Origin of the sequence: Micromonospora sp. NPDC005174 (assembly GCF_040608495.1) — a bacterium.
Lineage (GTDB): Bacteria > Actinomycetota > Actinomycetes > Mycobacteriales > Micromonosporaceae > Micromonospora.
The window spans coordinates 1-16,036 of record NZ_JBEXIJ010000052.1 but is presented as its reverse complement, the minus strand read 5'-3'; the positions used below and the strand labels follow the sequence as shown (position 1 = coordinate 16,036).

General features: G+C 71.7%; 15 protein-coding genes. 6 read left to right on the top strand and 9 right to left on the bottom strand.

What is annotated here, in order from left to right; translation table 11 throughout:
- Nucleotides 1-70 precede the first annotated feature (70 nt).
- Together ABZU91_RS31755 and ABZU91_RS31750 are read left to right on the top strand one after the other, a co-directional pair.
- Nucleotides 71-2,014: a Xaa-Pro dipeptidyl-peptidase gene (locus tag ABZU91_RS31755; protein ID WP_355248682.1), complete on the top strand. Its 1,944-nt coding sequence runs from the start codon at nt 71-73 to the stop codon at nt 2,012-2,014.
- Nucleotides 2,015-2,200: 186 nt separating this feature from the next.
- The gene (locus ABZU91_RS31750) at nt 2,201-3,712 is read left to right on the top strand and encodes a phosphoesterase (RefSeq protein WP_355248680.1); all 1,512 of its coding nucleotides are present in this window, start codon (nt 2,201-2,203) and stop codon (nt 3,710-3,712) included.
- 42 nt (nt 3,713-3,754) lie between these two features.
- Here ABZU91_RS31750 and ABZU91_RS31745 read toward each other — a convergent pair whose 3' ends face one another.
- Complete coding sequence (locus tag ABZU91_RS31745; RefSeq protein WP_355248677.1) at nt 3,755-4,312, bottom strand: MarR family winged helix-turn-helix transcriptional regulator; 558 nt, start codon at nt 4,310-4,312, stop codon at nt 3,755-3,757.
- Nucleotides 4,313-4,425: 113 nt separating this feature from the next.
- Here ABZU91_RS31745 and ABZU91_RS31740 point away from each other — a divergent pair, with 113 nt between their 5' ends.
- Genes ABZU91_RS31740 through ABZU91_RS31730 form a run of 3 tightly spaced genes read left to right on the top strand, consistent with a single transcriptional unit; the run spans nt 4,426 to nt 7,908 of the window.
- A complete protein-coding gene (locus tag ABZU91_RS31740) occupies nt 4,426-6,018 on the top strand; it encodes an LLM class flavin-dependent oxidoreductase (protein WP_355248674.1) in 1,593 nt (530 codons plus the stop codon).
- A gap of 40 nt (nt 6,019-6,058) precedes the next feature.
- Nucleotides 6,059-6,655, top strand: a complete 597-nt coding sequence (locus ABZU91_RS31735; protein ID WP_355248671.1) for a helix-turn-helix domain-containing protein — start codon at nt 6,059-6,061, stop codon at nt 6,653-6,655.
- The gene (locus tag ABZU91_RS31730) at nt 6,652-7,908 is read left to right on the top strand and encodes an MFS transporter (protein ID WP_355248668.1); all 1,257 of its coding nucleotides are present in this window, start codon (nt 6,652-6,654) and stop codon (nt 7,906-7,908) included. The genes ABZU91_RS31735 and ABZU91_RS31730 overlap by 4 nt, the downstream gene beginning before the upstream one ends.
- Before the next feature lie 196 nt (nt 7,909-8,104).
- Here the strand turns inward: ABZU91_RS31730 and ABZU91_RS31725 are convergent, their stop codons facing one another.
- From ABZU91_RS31725 to ABZU91_RS31695, 7 genes are all read right to left on the bottom strand, one after another.
- On the bottom strand, nt 8,105-8,800 hold the full coding sequence (locus tag ABZU91_RS31725) for an alpha/beta hydrolase (protein ID WP_355248666.1): 696 nt from the start codon (nt 8,798-8,800) through the stop codon (nt 8,105-8,107).
- A gap of 39 nt (nt 8,801-8,839) precedes the next feature.
- A complete protein-coding gene (locus tag ABZU91_RS31720) occupies nt 8,840-9,220 on the bottom strand; it encodes a VOC family protein (RefSeq protein WP_355248663.1) in 381 nt (126 codons plus the stop codon).
- 20 nt (nt 9,221-9,240) lie between these two features.
- Nucleotides 9,241-9,714: a hypothetical protein gene (locus tag ABZU91_RS31715; protein WP_355248660.1), complete on the bottom strand. Its 474-nt coding sequence runs from the start codon at nt 9,712-9,714 to the stop codon at nt 9,241-9,243.
- Between the two features lie 11 nt (nt 9,715-9,725).
- Nucleotides 9,726-11,000, bottom strand: a complete 1,275-nt coding sequence (locus tag ABZU91_RS31710; RefSeq protein WP_355248657.1) for a hypothetical protein — start codon at nt 10,998-11,000, stop codon at nt 9,726-9,728.
- 11 nt (nt 11,001-11,011) lie between these two features.
- On the bottom strand, nt 11,012-11,644 hold the full coding sequence (locus ABZU91_RS31705) for a SipW-dependent-type signal peptide-containing protein (RefSeq protein ID WP_355248654.1): 633 nt from the start codon (nt 11,642-11,644) through the stop codon (nt 11,012-11,014).
- 9 nt (nt 11,645-11,653) lie between these two features.
- Nucleotides 11,654-12,265 (bottom strand): SipW-dependent-type signal peptide-containing protein, encoded by a 612-nt coding sequence (locus ABZU91_RS31700; protein ID WP_355248652.1) that lies wholly within the window; start codon nt 12,263-12,265, stop codon nt 11,654-11,656.
- Between the two features lie 230 nt (nt 12,266-12,495).
- Nucleotides 12,496-13,533, bottom strand: a complete 1,038-nt coding sequence (locus ABZU91_RS31695; protein ID WP_355248649.1) for an L-dopachrome tautomerase-related protein — start codon at nt 13,531-13,533, stop codon at nt 12,496-12,498.
- Between the two features lie 249 nt (nt 13,534-13,782).
- Between ABZU91_RS31695 and ABZU91_RS31690 the strand changes: the two genes are divergently transcribed.
- Nucleotides 13,783-15,585: an acyl-CoA dehydrogenase gene (locus ABZU91_RS31690; RefSeq protein WP_355248646.1), complete on the top strand. Its 1,803-nt coding sequence runs from the start codon at nt 13,783-13,785 to the stop codon at nt 15,583-15,585.
- A 3-nt stretch (nt 15,586-15,588) separates the two neighbouring features.
- Here ABZU91_RS31690 and ABZU91_RS31685 read toward each other — a convergent pair.
- Nucleotides 15,589-16,036: helicase-related protein (locus tag ABZU91_RS31685; protein ID WP_355248643.1), on the bottom strand; the 448-nt coding region annotated here is incomplete at its 5' end.

Below are 16,036 nucleotides of genomic sequence, written 5' to 3'. Positions count from 1 at the left end.
CGTCGGCTCTGGGCAAAGCGACATCGATGCGATGGAATGTCCTGGACGCGTCGTACCTGAAAGGACACCGATGCCGACCGCCCGAACCCGCGCACGGATCGCCGTCGTCCTGGCCGGCCTGCTGGTCACCTCGCTCACCGCCGCTCCCGCCACCGCCGACCCGCCCGGCCGCCGCCCGACCCCACCCCACGTCGTCGGCACCGGCACGGTCCCCGCCTACTCCTTCGCCGACGCGATCCGGGAGAGCGTCTGGGTCGAGACCCGAGCCGACAGCGACGGCGACGGCGTACGCGACCGGGTCGCGGCGGACGTCGTCCGGCCCCGGGAGGCCGCCGCCGCAGGGGTCCGCGTGCCGGTCATCATGGAGGCGTCGCCCTACTACCTCTGCTGCGGCCGGGGCAACGAGGGCGAGTTCAAGGCGTACGACGCGTCCGGTGTGATCGCCAAGGTGCCGCTGTTCTACGACAACTACTTCGTCCCGCGCGGCTACGCCTTCGTCGCCGTGGACCTCGCCGGGACCGCCCGGTCGACCGGGTGTGAGGACGTCGGCGGCCCGCTGGAGGTGGGCAGCGCCAGGGCGGTGGTCGACTGGCTCAACGGCCGGGCCCGCGCGTACACGGCCGACGGGCGGCCGGTCGACGCCGGCTGGAGCACCGGCCGGGTCGGCATGATCGGTAAGTCGTGGGACGGCTCGGTCGCCAACGGTGTCGCCGCCACCGGCGTGCCGGGCCTGGCCACCATCGTGCCGGTGTCGGCCATCTCCAGCTGGTACGACTACATGCGCTACCAGGGGGCGTTGACGTCGACCGACTACCCGGGCTGGCTGCACTCGGACGTCAGCAGCCGCCCCGAGGACGCCTGCGCGACAGTGCTCGCCCGGCTGCGCGCGGACAGCGCCGAGCAGACCGGTGACTACAACGGATTCTGGGCGCAGCGCGACTACCGGCCGTCGGCGGGACGGGTCCGGGCCAGCGTCCTGGTGGCGCACGGTCTGCACGACCTGAACGTCACCACCGGTCAGTTCGCCAGCTGGTGGCAGGAACTGGCCGAGCGGGGCGTACCGCGCAGGCTGTGGCTCTCCCAGGCCGGCCACCAGGACCCGTTCGACGTGCGACGCGCCGAGTGGGTGGCCCTCCTGCACCGCTGGTTCGACTACTGGTTGCAGGGGCTGCGCAACGGGGTGATGGACGAACCGCGGGTCGACCTGGAGACCGCGCCCGGCAGGTGGACGACGCAGCGGGACTGGCCCGCCCCCGGCACCCGGGACGTACGGGTGCCCCTCGGCGTCGGCGACGGCGTGACCGGCACCCTCGGCGGTCGCGGCGCACGACCGGGCCAGGAGCGGGCGTACGTCGACGAGTCGCTGACCGAGGACGTGGTGGTCGCCGCGCCGAACACCGCGACCGCCGGCCGGCTGGTCTTCCTCTCCGGCACGCTGAGCAGCGCGCTGCGGATCTCCGGCAGCCCGTCGGTGCGGCTGCGCGTCCGGGTGGACCGGCCGACCACCGAGCTGAGCGCCCGCCTGGTCGACTACGGCACCGCCGAGCGAAGCTGGTTCGGGGCGGTGCGGACGCTGGACACCGAGTCCTGCTGGGGAGAGTCCACCGAGGTCGACGACGCCTGTTACCGCGACACCGAGGAGATCACCGAGGTCTCCGACCACGCGGTGCTGACCCGGGGCTGGCTCGACGCCGCGCACCATCGCTCGCTGCGATTCACCACGCCGCTGCGGCCGGACCGGTGGTACACGGTGACGGTGCCGTTGAACGCGTACGACACGGTGCTGCCGGCCGGGCACGTCCTCGGCCTGGTGCTGGGCCAGAGCGACCCGGAGTTCACCGTGACCGACGACCGGGACGCGACAGTCCGGGTCGACCTCGGCCGCAGTGAGCTGGTTCTTCCGGTCACCGGACGGGCCGGGCTGCCCACCGTGGACGTCGCGCCGGCGGTGGTCACCGCACCGGTCGAGCCGTCGACGGCCAGGTCGGCGCGTACCGAGCGGCAGCGGCCCTGACCTTCGCCCGTCGCGGGGCACGCCCCGCTGTCGTCCGGTCACCCGCGGCCGCTCCCCGGCGCGCCCTTCAACGGGCCCTGCCTGGGAGTTCACCACGTGAACGCCCGTCGTACGGCGGGCGTTCACCGACCTCTCCGAGGCTTCTTGATCGAAAGAGCATTCGCTTGATCGAGGAGAGGCTCCGACGTGAGAGACAAGCAAGCCGAAGAGGTCGAGCGGGCGCAGCTGTCGCGCCGCAAGCTGGTCAAGTACGCCGGGGTCGGCGCGACGCTGGCCGCCGCCAGCCCTCTCGTGGGCGCTGGTGCGGCGTGGGCCGACGAGGAGGAGCGCCGGCCCGGCGACGACACGGGCGACCGGAGTGGCGTCAAGAACCGGTCGTGGCGCGCGGGTGACCACCACGTCCACTCCGAGTACAGCGGCGAGTTCGACACCACCAAGAGCCCGATCGTCTTCCACAAGGGCGCGGACGCGGTCTACCCGATCGTCACCAATGCCATCATGGCCAAGAACTTCGGCCTGACCTGGGCGATGTGCACCGACCACGGTGGACCGACGCACTCGAAGGTCAACATCGAGCAGGCGTACCCGGACCTGCTGCGCTCGCGCAGGCTCGTCCCCGAGGTGCTCCAGTTCTGGGGCATGGAGTTCGACGCGCCCTCGCTGGACCACCACACGCTGATGATCCCGCGCCACGACGACGAGGCGAAGCAGCTCTTCGAGCTGGAGAGCCGCTTCGCGAAGTACGACGCGTTCCCCACCGACCCGGCCCGCGACACCGAGGCCAAGATGGTGGAGTTCCTCAAGGTCGCCCGGGGCATGCCGCACAAGCCCCTGGTCATCGCCCACCACACGTCCCGCTCGGCGACCGGCCTCGGCGTCTACGGCCAGGACACCCCGCGCGAGTTCCGCAACGGCAACAACGCCGCGCCCGACGTCTACATCGGCTTCGAGGGCGCGCCCGGCCACCAGGCCGGTCCGCTCAACGGCGGCAAGCGCGGTGGGTACGGCAACCACCCCACCTACGGTGGCTTCGACCAGATGACCGCGCGGGTCGGTGGACTGTGGGACTCGCTGCTCGGTGAGGGGCGGCGCTGGTGGATCACCGCGACCTCCGACTCGCACGTGCACTGGACGCGCGGCGGCTCGGACTTCTGGCCGGGGGAGTACAGCAAGACCTACGTGTACGCCCGCCAGGACTACGGCGACATCATGGACGGCCTGCGCAACGGCCGGATCTGGGTGACCACCGGTGACCTGATCCGCAGCCTCGACGTGACCGCCACCTCCCAGGGGCACACGGCCGAGGTCGGCGAGACCATCACGGTCAACCGCCGCAACCGCACCGACGTCGAGATCGAGATCCGGTTCCGCCCGCAGGACGGCGTGAACGGCAACGGGGTCCGTCCCGAGGTCCGTCGCGTCGACCTGATCGTCGGCCAGATCACCGGGCCGAGCGCCAACCTGGACGCCGACACCAACCCCACCACCAAGGTGGTGGCCCGGTTCGGTCCGCGGGACTGGCGTCGCCAGGGACACGACTACGTCATCCGGCACACCCTGCGCAACGTCGAGGCCGACACGTACGCCCGCGTGCGCGGCACCAGCACCGACGAGGCCGAGCCCCTCGCGGACGGGCTGGAGAGCCCGTGGGACGACCTCTGGTTCTACTCGAACCCGGTGTTCGTGCACGTCCGCTGATCCGGGCCCGCCGGCCCACCCCCGTCGATCAAGAGGTTCGCGTCAGGATTCTGGCCTGCGGTGACGCGAACCTCTTGATCGACGAGGCGGGACCGGGTCGGGCCGTGCGTCGGCGACCGCCTGGCAGAGATCACGTAGCGGGTCGACCGCCTGGATCGAGCAGGCGAGGTGTTGCAGCAGGGTCCGCAGGGTCGCCGCGTCCGCCGGCGTCAGCGTGCGCAGCAGGTGCGCCTCCACCTGCCGCAACGCCTCGCGCCGCTGCTCCCAGGCCGCACGCCCGGCCTCGGTGACATCCACCAGTCGGCTGCGCCGGTCGGCCGGGTCGGCCCGCCGCGCGACGAACCCGGGACGTTCGAGGTCGTCGACCAGATAGGTGAACACCGTGCGGTCGATGCCCAACTCCTCGGCGATCGCGCCCTGGTTGCGCCCCGGGTCGGTGACCGCAGCCGTGAGCACCTGATAACCGCGCGGGCCGCCGGGAAAATCGGTCAGAGCGTGCTCGGCCGCCCGGACGTAGCCACGGAAGACGATCCCCAGCATCCAGCCCAGATCGTCGTCGAGCGGATCGGGCCGATCCGGCCGGTGGGTGGCACCCGTCATACCCCGACGATAGCCGAAGACGCAGACCTTGTTGGCAACAGATGTTCTGTCTGACATAAGGTCGGGGCCACGACGCATCGCGGAACGCGGCGCGTACGACAGGAGGCGCCCACATGAGCGACTACGGCCACGACCTGGTCTTCGGATCGTTCACCACGCCCGGCAACGACGATCCGGACCGCGCGGTCGGGCTCGCCGTCCTGGCCGAGCAGGTCGGATTGGACCTCGTCACCTTCCAGGACCACCCGTACCAGCCGCGCTTTCTGGACACCTGGACGCTGCTGAGCTTCGTCGCCGCCCGCACCGACCGGGTGCACCTCTCGGCGAACGTCACCAACCTGCCGCTGCGCCCGCCCGCCGTACTCGCCCGCAGCGTCGCCAGCCTCGACCTGCTCAGCGGTGGTCGTGTCGCGCTGGGCCTCGGCGCGGGAGCGTTCTGGGACGCCATCGAGGCGATGGGCGGCCGGCGGCTGACGCCCGGGCAGGGCGTACGGGCGCTGGAGGAGGGCATCGACGTCCTCCGGCAGATGTGGGACGCCCAGGCGCGCGGGGGTGTGCGGGTCGAGGGCGAGTTCCACCGGGTGGTCGGCGCGAAGCGCGGACCGGCTCCGGCCCACCCGGTGCCGATCTGGCTCGGGGCGTACAAGCCGCGCATGCTCGCGCTCACCGGTCGTCGGGCCGATGGCTGGCTGCCCTCGCTGGGCTACCTCGAACCCGGTGACCTGGCCCGGGGCAACAAGATCATCGACGATGCCGCCCAGGAGGCCGGCCGCTCGCCCGAGGACGTCCGCCGACTGCTCAACATCTCCGGCACCTTCTCGTCGGCAGGGGGCGGCCTGCTGCACGGGCCCGCCGAGCAGTGGGTGCGGGAGCTGGTCGAGGTGGCGCTGGGCGACGGCATCGGCACGTTCATCCTCGCCACCGACGACCCCGACGATCTGCGCCGGTTCGCCGGTGAGGTGGCCCCCGCCGTGCGCGAACTGGTCGCGGCCGAGCGTGACCGTGCCGCCGCGTCGGTGCGTACTCCCGCCGAGGTCCTCGCGGCCACGCAGCCGGCGGCGGTCGTCGCGCCCCCCGCGCCGCTCACCCGCGCGCGGGTGACCGCCGGGGCCTTCGCGGTGGTGCCGACCCCGGACGACGGCCGGCGGCTCAGCGACCGGCAGGTCTGGGACGAGGCGGCGCGCCCCACCGGGCCCGCCCCCGATCCCGCACGCACCTACACCGCGCACGAGCAGGCCACCGGTCAGCACCTGGTGCAGGTGCACGACGGGCTCCGCGCGGAACTGGCGCAGATCCACGACCTGATCGAGCAGGTCGCGGCCGGTGAGATCGACGCCGGCGCGGCGCGGTCGCAGATCAACACGATGACCATGCGGCAGAACCGGTGGACGCTGGGCGCGTACTGCGAGTCCTACTGCCGCATCGTCACCACCCACCACACCATCGAGGACCAGGCGCTCTTTCCGCGACTGCGGCGGGCCGACCCGCGGCTGCGCCCGGTCGTCGACCGGCTGGAGCAGGAGCACCACGTCATCCACGACGTGCTGGAGGGCGTCGACAAGGCGCTGGTGGCGTACGTCGGCGCGTCGGACGGGCTGGCCGAGCTGCGCGCGGCGGTGAACCTGTTGACCGACGCCCTGCTGTCGCACCTGAGCTACGAGGAACGGGAGCTGGTCGAGCCGCTGGCCCGCCTCGGGGTGAGCTGACCCGGTTGCGCCGGAGAACCTGAGAGACTACTTTCGAAACATGTCTCTCAAGAATCCGTACGGGGATTTCGAGATCACCGAGCCGCAGGCCCTGCGGGCGCTCGCGCATCCCGTCCGCCTGGCCATCCTCGACCGGCTGCAAAAACACGGTCCGTCGACGGCCACCGGCCTGTCGCCGCACGTCGGGGCCACGCCGTCGGTGGTGAGCTGGCACCTGCGCCACCTCGCGACGTTCGGCCTGGTCACCGACGCCGACGGGAGCACCAGCAAGCGGGAGCGCTGGTGGCAGGCCGCCGCGCGCGGGTTCCGCTTCAGCCTGCCGGACGACCCCGAGGGGCAGGCCGCAGCCCGGCAACTGCGCGGCGAGATGTTCGCCCGCTATGCCGAGACGCCCCAGCAGTGGCTGTTGCAGGAGGAGCCCCGACTGGACGACACCTGGCGCGCGCTGGCCGGGGTGGCCGACACCTCATTCATCGCCACTCCCGACGAGATGCGCCAGCTGGAGGAGGCGATCGAGGAACTGCTCGCCCCGTACGTGCGGCGCAAGGACGATGACGCGCCCCCGGCCGGGGCACAGCTCGTGCGGATGCTGCGCTACCTGCTGCCCGAGGCCGCCGACGACACGTCCGCGTCATGACCGCCGTCGACGCCCCGACCGCACCGGCCCTGCACCGGGACCGACGCTTCCGCACCTTCTGGATCGGTCAGACGATCACGGCGTTCGGCGACCGGATCAGCGAGCTGGCCCTGCCCCTGATCGCCGTCGCCCTGCTCGCCGCGACGCCCGTGCAGGTCAGTGTCCTCACCGCGCTGATCTGGCTGCCCAACCTGCTCGGCCTGTTCCTCGGCGCGTGGGTGGACCAGCGCACCCACAAACGCCGACTCCTGGTCATCGCGGACCTGGTCCGCGCTGTCGTGCTGCTCAGCCTCCCGGTGGCCTACCTGTTCGGCGCGGTGACCCTCACCCAGCTCTACCTGGTGGCGCTGCTCACCGGCGCCGGGGCGGTGCTGTTCGCCCTGGGCCAGCAGGCGTTCTTCGTCGCGCTGGTACCGCGCTCGGCGTACGTCGACGCGAACAGCAAGCTCAGTGTCAGCCGGTCCCTGTCGTTCATCGTCGGGCCGGCCGTCGGCGGCGGGCTCGTCCAGGCGCTCAGCGCGCCGGTGGCGATCCTCGTCGACGCGGTGTCCTTCCTCGCCTCCGCCCTGCTGCTGCGTCGCATCCCGGTCACCGAGCCTCCGCCGCCACCACGGCAGACGTCCACGCTCGGCATGGTCCGCGAGGGCATGGCGTTGGTGCTGCGCCACCCGGTGCTGCGCGCCGCGCTCGGCTGCACCAGCACCGTCAACTTCTTCACCTTCATCGCCTCGGCGCTGCTGGTGCTCTACGCCAACCGTGAGCTCGGCCTGTCGGCCGGCGCGATCGGCGTCGCGTTCGGCATCGGCGCGCTCGGCGGCCTGGCCGGCGCGGCCCTGGCGCCCCGCGTCTCGCGCGCCATCGGGCTCGGCCGCACGGCGATGATCGGTGCGGTGGTGTTCCCCGCCCCACTGGCGCTCACGGCGTTCATCGACGGTCCGACCTGGACGAAGATCGTCATGCTGGCGGTCATCGAGCTGGTGTCCAGCGTCGGTGTGATGCTGATGGACGTCAACCTCAACGCCCTGCTCGCCGCCGTCACACCCGACGACGCGCGCGGTCGTCGGGCCGGTGCGTACAGCGCCGTCAACTACGGCATCCGGCCGCTCGGCGCTCTGGTCGGCGGTGCGCTGGGCACCACGCTCGGGCTGCGGCCGACCCTGGTCGTCGCCGGACTGGGCGGCACGCTCGCCGTGCTGTGGCTGCTCGCGTCCCCCGTGCGCCACATCCGGAGCCTCGACAGCGTCACGCCGTGACCGACCGGGCCTGGCCGTCGCCCCGCTTGTGCCGCTCCTGAAATGGCCGTCGCTCCGCTTGTGCCGCTCCTGACCGGAGGCACCTACCTCCCGAAGCGTGATGCCTGTGAGTCATCAAGATGACGCACAGGCATCACGCTCATCGCACCGACAGCCCCCGAGCCGACCTCGGCGGCGTGCCGGCACCGGTCGCCAATCAGCTCGCCTCCGCCGCGAGCAACGCGGCCAGCTCGACGGCCTGCGAGAACATCGGCCAGTGCCCGGTGGCCATGGTGACGAGCCGCCAGCGCTCGCTGTCGAGCAGCGCCGCCACGACGTCGTTGGGCTCCGGCCCGTCGAGCAGACACTTGACGTACGTCGTCGGCAACTCGCCCAGCGGACGGGCCAGCACGGCCGGTTCGGTAAGCGTGCGGCCCGGGTGCGGGGTGGCGCCCTTGACCAGCCGCGCGATCTGCTCGTCGGTGAGCCCCTGGCCGTCGAACTCGGCCGCGTCCAGCGGCGCCCAGTCGCCGCCGTTGTCGGCGAGCACCGACTCGAACGCCGCCTGGCCCTGCCACCAGCCGGACGCGAACGACCCGCCGTCGACCGGCACCTCCGCGTCGAGGTAGACCACGCGGGTCAACCGGTCGCCGATCCGCTCGGCGGCCTGCCCCACCGGGATGCCGGAGTAGCTGTGCCCGACCAGGACCACGTCGCGCAGATCGCGTCGTTCGATCTCACCGACGATGTCCTGCACGTGGGTCTGCTGGCCGGCCGGCAGGCCCTGCCTCTCGGCGAGACCGGACAGGGTCAGCGGAACAGGCCGGTGGCCGACCGCCCGCAGGCCCGGCACCACCTCGTCCCATGCCCACGACCCCAGCCACGCGCCCGCCACCAGCACCAGATCAGCCATGGCCGGAACCCTACCGTCGGCCCCCGACAGCCCGGCGCGTCACGACCAGGTCCGGGCCTGGGCGTCGAACACCTCGGGGGGACTCTCGACCGGCAGGACGCAGAGCAGGTGCCCGCCGGGCGCCCGCAGAATCCGACACTCCAACCACTGCGACACCTCGGTGGCGCCCAGACCGACCAGTCGAGCGGTCTCCGCCGCCACGTCGTCGGTCTCGATGTCGAGGTGGTAGCGCGGTGCGTCGTCGACGGCCTGGACGGCGGTGACCAGGCCCGGCAACGCCTCGTGCAGACCCACGAACTGCGGCTCGGCCGGATTGGACCGGGTGCCGACGCCGAGCGCCGCCGACCAGAACTCCGCCGCCCGCGCGGCCTCCGCCTCGGGCGCGTCGATCAGCAACGCGTACACACGGCTTCGATGCATGCGAGGCAGGATATCGACGTCTACGGCACGCTGCAGAAGTAGAGCACCGCCGTCAGCATGCCGACCGATCCGGTGACCTGGGTCGACGTCCAGCCACCCGGGCCGTTCGCCACCAGGCGGAAAGTGCCACTTCCGATGCCCAACAGTCCGCCCGGGATGGTGACCGATGTGGCGGTCGGGCCGAGAGTGCCGCCACCGGAGAAGCTGCCCGTCAACGACCAGGTGAAGCCGCTGCGCGTCAGACCGCCGGCCGGCAGGGTCCAGGTGAAGGTCGGCGGGGTGAGCACGCCCGCGCTGCACTGGAGGTTGGTCGGTGGGTTGACCGTGCCGGCCTGGAGCGAACCTCTGCCGTACTCGGTATCGGTCCAGGAGGCCAACGTCGACGACGGCGGCCCCAGCGCGACGACCGTCCCGGCGAGCACCAGGGCCAGGGCGCCCGCGACCCAGCGCCGCCGGGCGTGACCGGTCCGCTGACGCCGCGGCGGAGTCGACATCCACGAGGGCCTCACTGCTGCTTGATCCTGATCCGGTGCCGACGCGTGACGAGCATGAGCAGCAGACCGCCGAGCAGCGCGCCGGTGCCGGCGAGCACCGGTTTCCGTAGGTTCGTTCCGGTACGCGGAAGCGGGCCGACCCGGCCGTCCGCCGAGGCCTGGTCGCCGGAGCCGGTGGCCATGACGACCAGGTCCGCCGAACCCGAGGCGGTGGAGTTGGCGAGCAGGCTCGCGGTGACGAGCACCCAACGCTGCTGGTCGGTGGGCATCGAGCTGAGGGTGATCGAGTGCGCGGCGAGTCGGGTGGCGGGACCGTCGGCGAGAACCTGTTCTCCCCGGCCGTCGGGGCAGGCACCCCGTACCCACCGCATCGCGCAGATGGCGGCCATCACCTGGAGTCCGTCCGGATCGGCCGCGAGGGGTCCCCGCGCCGACAGCGAGATGCTCACCGTGCCGGGCTGCCTGGTCTGTGCCAGAACCCCCACCTGCCAGGGCACCGGCTCGTTCGGCGTCATGTTCGACATGCGATCGCGGTCGCCGACCGAGATCAGGGTGAGGTGTCGACTGCGCGTGACGTCCTCGGTGGTGTCCGCGCGTGCCCGGCCGGGAGTCGCCAGGACGGCGGCGGCGACGCCCGGCAGCACGGCCAGTACGACGAACAGGCGCCCGACGGTCGAGTCACCTCGGGGCGTCGCGCCACTGGATGAAGGGGGGACCCCGGAACCTGGTCCGGCCTGGTCCGACCGCGACGGGCTCGATCGCCGACGGCTGGTCCGCCGCTCGGGAACGCGTGGCCAGAACGCCCAGGTCACGATCGCGGCCGTCCCGATCGTGATCGCGCTCATCGCGTACACGTTCGACACCGTGCGCACCGCGTACCCGAGCCTGGGCACCGACCACTCCACCAGCCGGACGCTTGTCACCGTGTAGGGCGCGGCGTCGTTCGACTCGTTGGCGTCCCCGCGCAGGGTGAGCGAGCGGGAAGCCCCTTCGCCAGCACCGATGTCGACGACCCGGTGGGTGATCGGCGGCAGCGGCGTGCGGTCGACGGTGACCACGTCGCCCACCCGCACCTGCGACGCGGGAATCTCCCGCACCACCGCCAGCGATCCGGCGGGGATGGTCGGGCCCATCGATCCGGTCTTGAACAGGATGAGTGAGATGTCGAAGAAGAACGCCAGCGGGACGAGGACGACGCACACCGTCCCGCCGACGGCGAGCACGGTCAGCGCCAGGTCACCGATCCGGGCGAGGACGCTCTGCCGTCGACCCGCTCGTCCCATCATGTGCAGATCCCTTACGTCGATGTGGCAGTGAACAGCCAGGTGACGGCACCGCTCGTGCCCTGGTACGCGTTGCTGGCTCCGGACTGGATCCGCACCTCGAAGCAGAACCGCAGCTGCGGCGTCGCGCCGCTCGGCACGGTGATGGTGGACGAGACCGGGGCTCCGGGCACCGAGGTGACGGCCAGATAGCCGGGTCCGACGATCCACGTCGGCGTACCGCTGAAGGCGGCGGCAGCACACGTGGTGCTGGTGCTGGCCGTCCGCACGGCGCGGTACTCGAGGGCGGGCAGGAGGGCACCTGCGTCGTTCGACGAACTCGTCAGCGCGACAGCGCCACCGACATTCGTCGTCGATGTCGTCCGGATGTCGAGGAAGGCGTAGAAGGAGACCGTCGGGGACATCGCCGTCGCGGAGAATGCCAGCGTCGCGGCGTTCGCCGCCGGAGTGTGGCTCCCCCAGGCGCTCGATGCGGTCTGCGACTCGGTGCCGAAGACGCTTGCGGCGAACGACCCGGTGCCGTACTCGCCATCGGTCCACGCGGCGAGCGTGGACGTCGTTCCCAGTCCGAGAACGAGGGCGCCGGCGAGTACGGCACGGGTGCGACGGAGCCGTGGTCGTCCGGTCGAGGTCCGACGGCTGACCACGGCCGCCACCTATACGGACGTAGCCAGGAGCTGCCAGGTCTGCGTCACCGACGTGCCCTGCACCAGGGTGCCCCCCGCCGTGACGACGAAGCACAGGAAGGCCGGAGCGCCAGCTGTCGTGGGAGGGGTGCCCTGCGTCAGGTTGAACGACACCGCGCCGGTCACCGAGTTGAGCGCCGTGCCCTGCGCGACGATCCAGGTCGGACTCGTGGGTGTCGCGCTGCAGTTGGCGAAGGCCGGAACGGTCGCGATGCCGTAGGTGAGGCCGACGAACGCGGGCGGCGCGGGGGTGGCCGACGCCACCGTGACTGTCGCGTTGTACGTCGTGGCGGCCGTCAGGCGGACGGCGAACGGTGCCGCGACCACGCTGCCCGGGCTCATGCTGTCGAAGCCGGTACTGAAGGTCAACGCGGCCGCGGTGCCGGCGGTGGGGTGCTCGGCGTAGGTGGTGCCGTTCGTGCTGCCCTCCATGCTGAACGTGCCGGCCGTGAACGTGCCCGTGGCGTACTCCGAGTCGTTCCAGGCCGCGAGGGTGATCGTCGCCCCGAGGCCCAGGGCGATCCCTCCCGCCATGATGGCCTTGAGCTTGCGACGACGTCCTCGACCGCTCGATTCAGTCATTGCCGTTCCTGTCGGTTCACTCAACTTGTCCTCCTGGGTACAACGCGATGGGTTGTCCTGGGCCGGTGACGACGGCGCAGCGGTGATCGGACCGGCTGCCGCCGCCTTGGAACCGACAATCAGACAAAAACGTACAGAACGGTCGCTGTTACGCAAGAACACGGTAAACACCCAGCAAGAACAAAAGTTGTGAAACGGGCGAATATCCCAGGGCTGCGCCGGGGCGTCGCTCAGGCAGTGCCCAGCGGCGGCGGGACGGCGTCCACCGGCATGCGGTAGACCTCGACCGGATAGTCGACGGCCGAGTGCCCACCGTTGAGACCGGCGGTCAGGTGCAGTTGGGCGGCCGGCATCCAGAGCTGGCCGTCGGTGTCGAGCCACATTGCGTCCACCCACGACAGGCGGGGGTCGGCGACCAGCGTGCGAACGCTGCGGTCCGGTGCCAGGGCGAGCACGCGTCGCCGTTCCACGTCGCTGACGTAGATGGTGCCGAGCGCGTCGATGGCCGTGCCACCGGTGCTCGGCGTGTCCCACCAGGGCTCGACCCGTCGGGCCAACTCCGCGGGCGACAGCGTCGGGTCGTCCAGCCAACGGGTGCCGATCCGGGACATGCCGCCGGAGGCCGGCTGGTAGTACAGCCACCGGCCGTCCGGCGACACCTCCAACTGGTCGGCGTGCAGGCACACCTCGGCGCCGGAGGGATCCCGCAGCGCCCGGCCGTCGGCGACCACCGGCCCGCCCACCGTGCTCGGATGTCCGTCCAACACCCGCCGGCACCGACCCGAGTCGAGGTCCAGCACGACGAGGCCGGGTGCGCCGGCGTCGGTGAGGTACGCGGTTCCGTCGTGGAACCGGACGTCGTCGATGTAACTGTCGGGGCGTACCGCCGCGTCGAGGTGGTGGATGCGGTCCACCCGGTCGCGGTCCACGTTGACGACGATCAGCCGCGGGCCACCGGGGACCTGCCGGGCACCGAGCTGGGGCGCTCCCGAATCGACGATCCACAGCCTGCCGTCCGGGCCGGCACGCAACCCGTTGACGTGGACGAACGCGCCGTCCGGCGACTGGTCCGGACGGTTCCACGTGGCGTCCGGGTAGGGGTTGCGACCGCCGTCCGGTAGCGCCTCCGCCACCTGCACGCCCGGCCCGTCCGCGGACGGGTAGCTCACGAAGACCCGACCCCGCAGGGTGGTCACCCCCGTGCACACCCGATTCTCGGTGAGCGCCGACGTCAACCGAGGGTCCTCCTCGGTGGGCAGCAGCGGCATCGGCCCGCTCCTCACGCGCCCGGCGGCGTCTCCGGCTCCCGTCGGTGGCCGACCGGACCGGTCGCCATCGACGCGGTATCCCCGGGCCGGACCTCACGAAACGCCAGCTCGTGCCCAACGCCCACCTGGCGCGGCTCATCGGCCGCGACGACGGCGGTAGTGTCCGCCCGGCCGATCCGCCAGTATGGGCCGGGGCGACGCCGGGCCGCCGCCCGCACCGACACACCCCTGCGCCCGCCGAGGAGTACCGTGCCATCCACCCTGCTCTCCCGCCGTGACCTGGACTTCCTGCTGCACGACTGGCTACGGGTGTCGCATCTCGTCGAGCGCCCCCGCTACGCCGAGCACTCCCGGGAGACCTTCGACGACGCCCTCGACCTCGCCGAGCGGGTGGCCACCGACCAGTTCGCCCCGCACAACCGGGCTGCCGACCTCGCCGAGCCCACGGTCGAGGGGAATCGGGTGCGGACGATCCCGCAGATCGAGGCGGCGCTGCGCAGCTTCGCCGAGACGGGCCTGCTCACGGCCGGGATGGACGATTCCGTCGGTGGCCTGCAATTGCCGCACGCCGTCGCCGCCGCCTGCTTCGCCTGGTTCCAGGCGGCCAACGTGGCCACCTCCGCGTACCCGCTGCTGACCCTGGGCAACGCCAACCTGCTGCTGGCACACGGCAGCGCCGAACAGATCGACACGTACGTGCGGCCCATGCTCCAGGGGCGGTTCTTCGGCACCATGTGCCTCTCCGAGCCGCACGCCGGCAGCTCGCTGGCCGACATCACCACCCGGGCCGAGCCGCGGCCGGACGGCACGTACCGGCTGTTCGGCACCAAGATGTGGATCTCCGGTGGTGACCACGAACTCGCCGAGAACATCGTCCACCTGGTGCTGGCACGGATACCCGGCGGCCCGCCCGGGGTGAAGGGCATCTCGCTGTTCGTCGTACCCAAGGTGCTTGTCAACCCGGACGCCTCGCTCGGGGAGCGCAACGACGTGACGCTGGTCGGGCTCAACCACAAGATGGGCTTCCGGGGAACCACCAACGCGCTGCTCAGCTTCGGCGACGGTGGCCACACCCCCGGCGGTGAGCCGGGCGCGGTGGGCCACCTGGTCGGCGCGCCCCACCAGGGGCTGGCCCAGATGTTCCACATGATGAACGAGGCCCGGATCGGTGTCGGGGCCGGCGCTACCGCGCTGGGCTACACCGGCTACCTCAAGAGCCTGGCGTACGCCCGGGAACGGCCGCAGGGCCGACCGGTCGGCGCGAAGGACCCGGCGACGCCGCAGGTGCCGATCATCGACCACCCCGACGTACGACGGATGCTGCTGGCGCAGAAGAGCTACGTGGAGGGGGCGCTGGCCCTGGTGCTCTACTGCGCCCGGCTGCTCGACGAGGAGAAGACCGCGCCGACCGACGCGGACCGCGAGCGGGCGCACCTGCTGTTGGACGTCCTCACCCCGATCGCCAAGAGCTGGCCGTCCCAGTGGTGCCTGGCGGCCAACGACCTGGCCATCCAGGTCCTCGGCGGCGCGGGTTACACGCGTGACCACGACGTGGAACAGCACTACCGCGACAACCGGCTCAACCCGATCCACGAGGGCACCCACGGGATCCAGGCGCTGGACCTGCTGGGGCGCAAGATGACCATGCGCGACGGCGCGGGTCTGCTCCTGCTGGCCGAGACGATGGGCGACACCGTCAGCCGGGGCCGTCGGGCCGGGGGCGAGGTCGCCGAGCTGGCCGACCGACTGGACGCGGCGGCACGGCGGATCGTCACCGCCACCCGGTCGCTCTGGGCCGGCGGGGACCAGGTGCTCGCCCTCGCGAACGCCAGCGTCTACCTCGAGGCGGTCGGGCACGTGGTGATCGCCTGGATGTGGCTCGAACAGGTGCTGGCGCTGCCGTCCGAGGAGAGCGGCGACCCCTTCCACGCCGGCAAGCGGCAGGCCGCCCGCTACTTCCTCACCGTCGAGCTGCCCCGCACCGGGCCCCAGTTCGACCTGTTGGACAGCCTCGACCGCACCGCGCTCGACATGCGCGCTGACTGGTTCTGACCGTCATCGTCGACGGCCCTGGTGGTTCATCGCCTGCCGCCCCTTGACCACACCCAGGATGATCACGATCACCAGCGCGATCAGACCGATGATGATCAGCCAGCGGACGGCCTCGAGAATCAGCCCGAGCAGAATCAGCACGCCAGCCACCACGCCGACGACCCAGAGCAGGGCACGCATCGCGACCTCCAGTAACCCGGCCGCGACGCGAGATGCGGCGACCCCGGGCCCCACCTTCCCGATCCCGCCAACCCCAAACGCCGCCCCCGCCGCTCCACCCCCGCGATCTTGCACTTTCGGTGCCGACAGAAGGGGACCGGTGGGACATAACGCCGACAGAATCTGCAAGATCGGCGAGCACGGTGCCCGGGCCGTGCGACCGGCGCGGTGCAGGTAGTCCTTCGGGTCCTTCGGCGGGTCGACGTGCAGCACCAGGGTGACGCCGTCGACG

What these genes read in the sequence shown, in the direction of transcription:
- ABZU91_RS31755 (WP_355248682.1), top strand. Translation starts at nt 71, where the DNA reads ATGCCGACCGCCCGAACCCGCGCACGGATCGCCGTCGTCCTGGCCGGC.
- ABZU91_RS31745 (WP_355248677.1), bottom strand. Translation starts at nt 4,312, where the DNA reads ATGACGGGTGCCACCCACCGGCCGGATCGGCCCGATCCGCTCGACGAC.
- ABZU91_RS31740 (WP_355248674.1), top strand. Translation starts at nt 4,426, where the DNA reads ATGAGCGACTACGGCCACGACCTGGTCTTCGGATCGTTCACCACGCCC.
- ABZU91_RS31735 (WP_355248671.1), top strand. Translation starts at nt 6,059, where the DNA reads ATGTCTCTCAAGAATCCGTACGGGGATTTCGAGATCACCGAGCCGCAG.
- ABZU91_RS31730 (WP_355248668.1), top strand. Translation starts at nt 6,652, where the DNA reads ATGACCGCCGTCGACGCCCCGACCGCACCGGCCCTGCACCGGGACCGA.
- ABZU91_RS31725 (WP_355248666.1), bottom strand. Translation starts at nt 8,800, where the DNA reads ATGGCTGATCTGGTGCTGGTGGCGGGCGCGTGGCTGGGGTCGTGGGCA.
- ABZU91_RS31720 (WP_355248663.1), bottom strand. Translation starts at nt 9,220, where the DNA reads ATGCATCGAAGCCGTGTGTACGCGTTGCTGATCGACGCGCCCGAGGCG.
- ABZU91_RS31715 (WP_355248660.1), bottom strand. Translation starts at nt 9,714, where the DNA reads ATGTCGACTCCGCCGCGGCGTCAGCGGACCGGTCACGCCCGGCGGCGC.
- ABZU91_RS31710 (WP_355248657.1), bottom strand. Translation starts at nt 11,000, where the DNA reads ATGATGGGACGAGCGGGTCGACGGCAGAGCGTCCTCGCCCGGATCGGT.
- ABZU91_RS31700 (WP_355248652.1), bottom strand. Translation starts at nt 12,265, where the DNA reads ATGACTGAATCGAGCGGTCGAGGACGTCGTCGCAAGCTCAAGGCCATC.
- ABZU91_RS31695 (WP_355248649.1), bottom strand. Translation starts at nt 13,533, where the DNA reads ATGCCGCTGCTGCCCACCGAGGAGGACCCTCGGTTGACGTCGGCGCTC.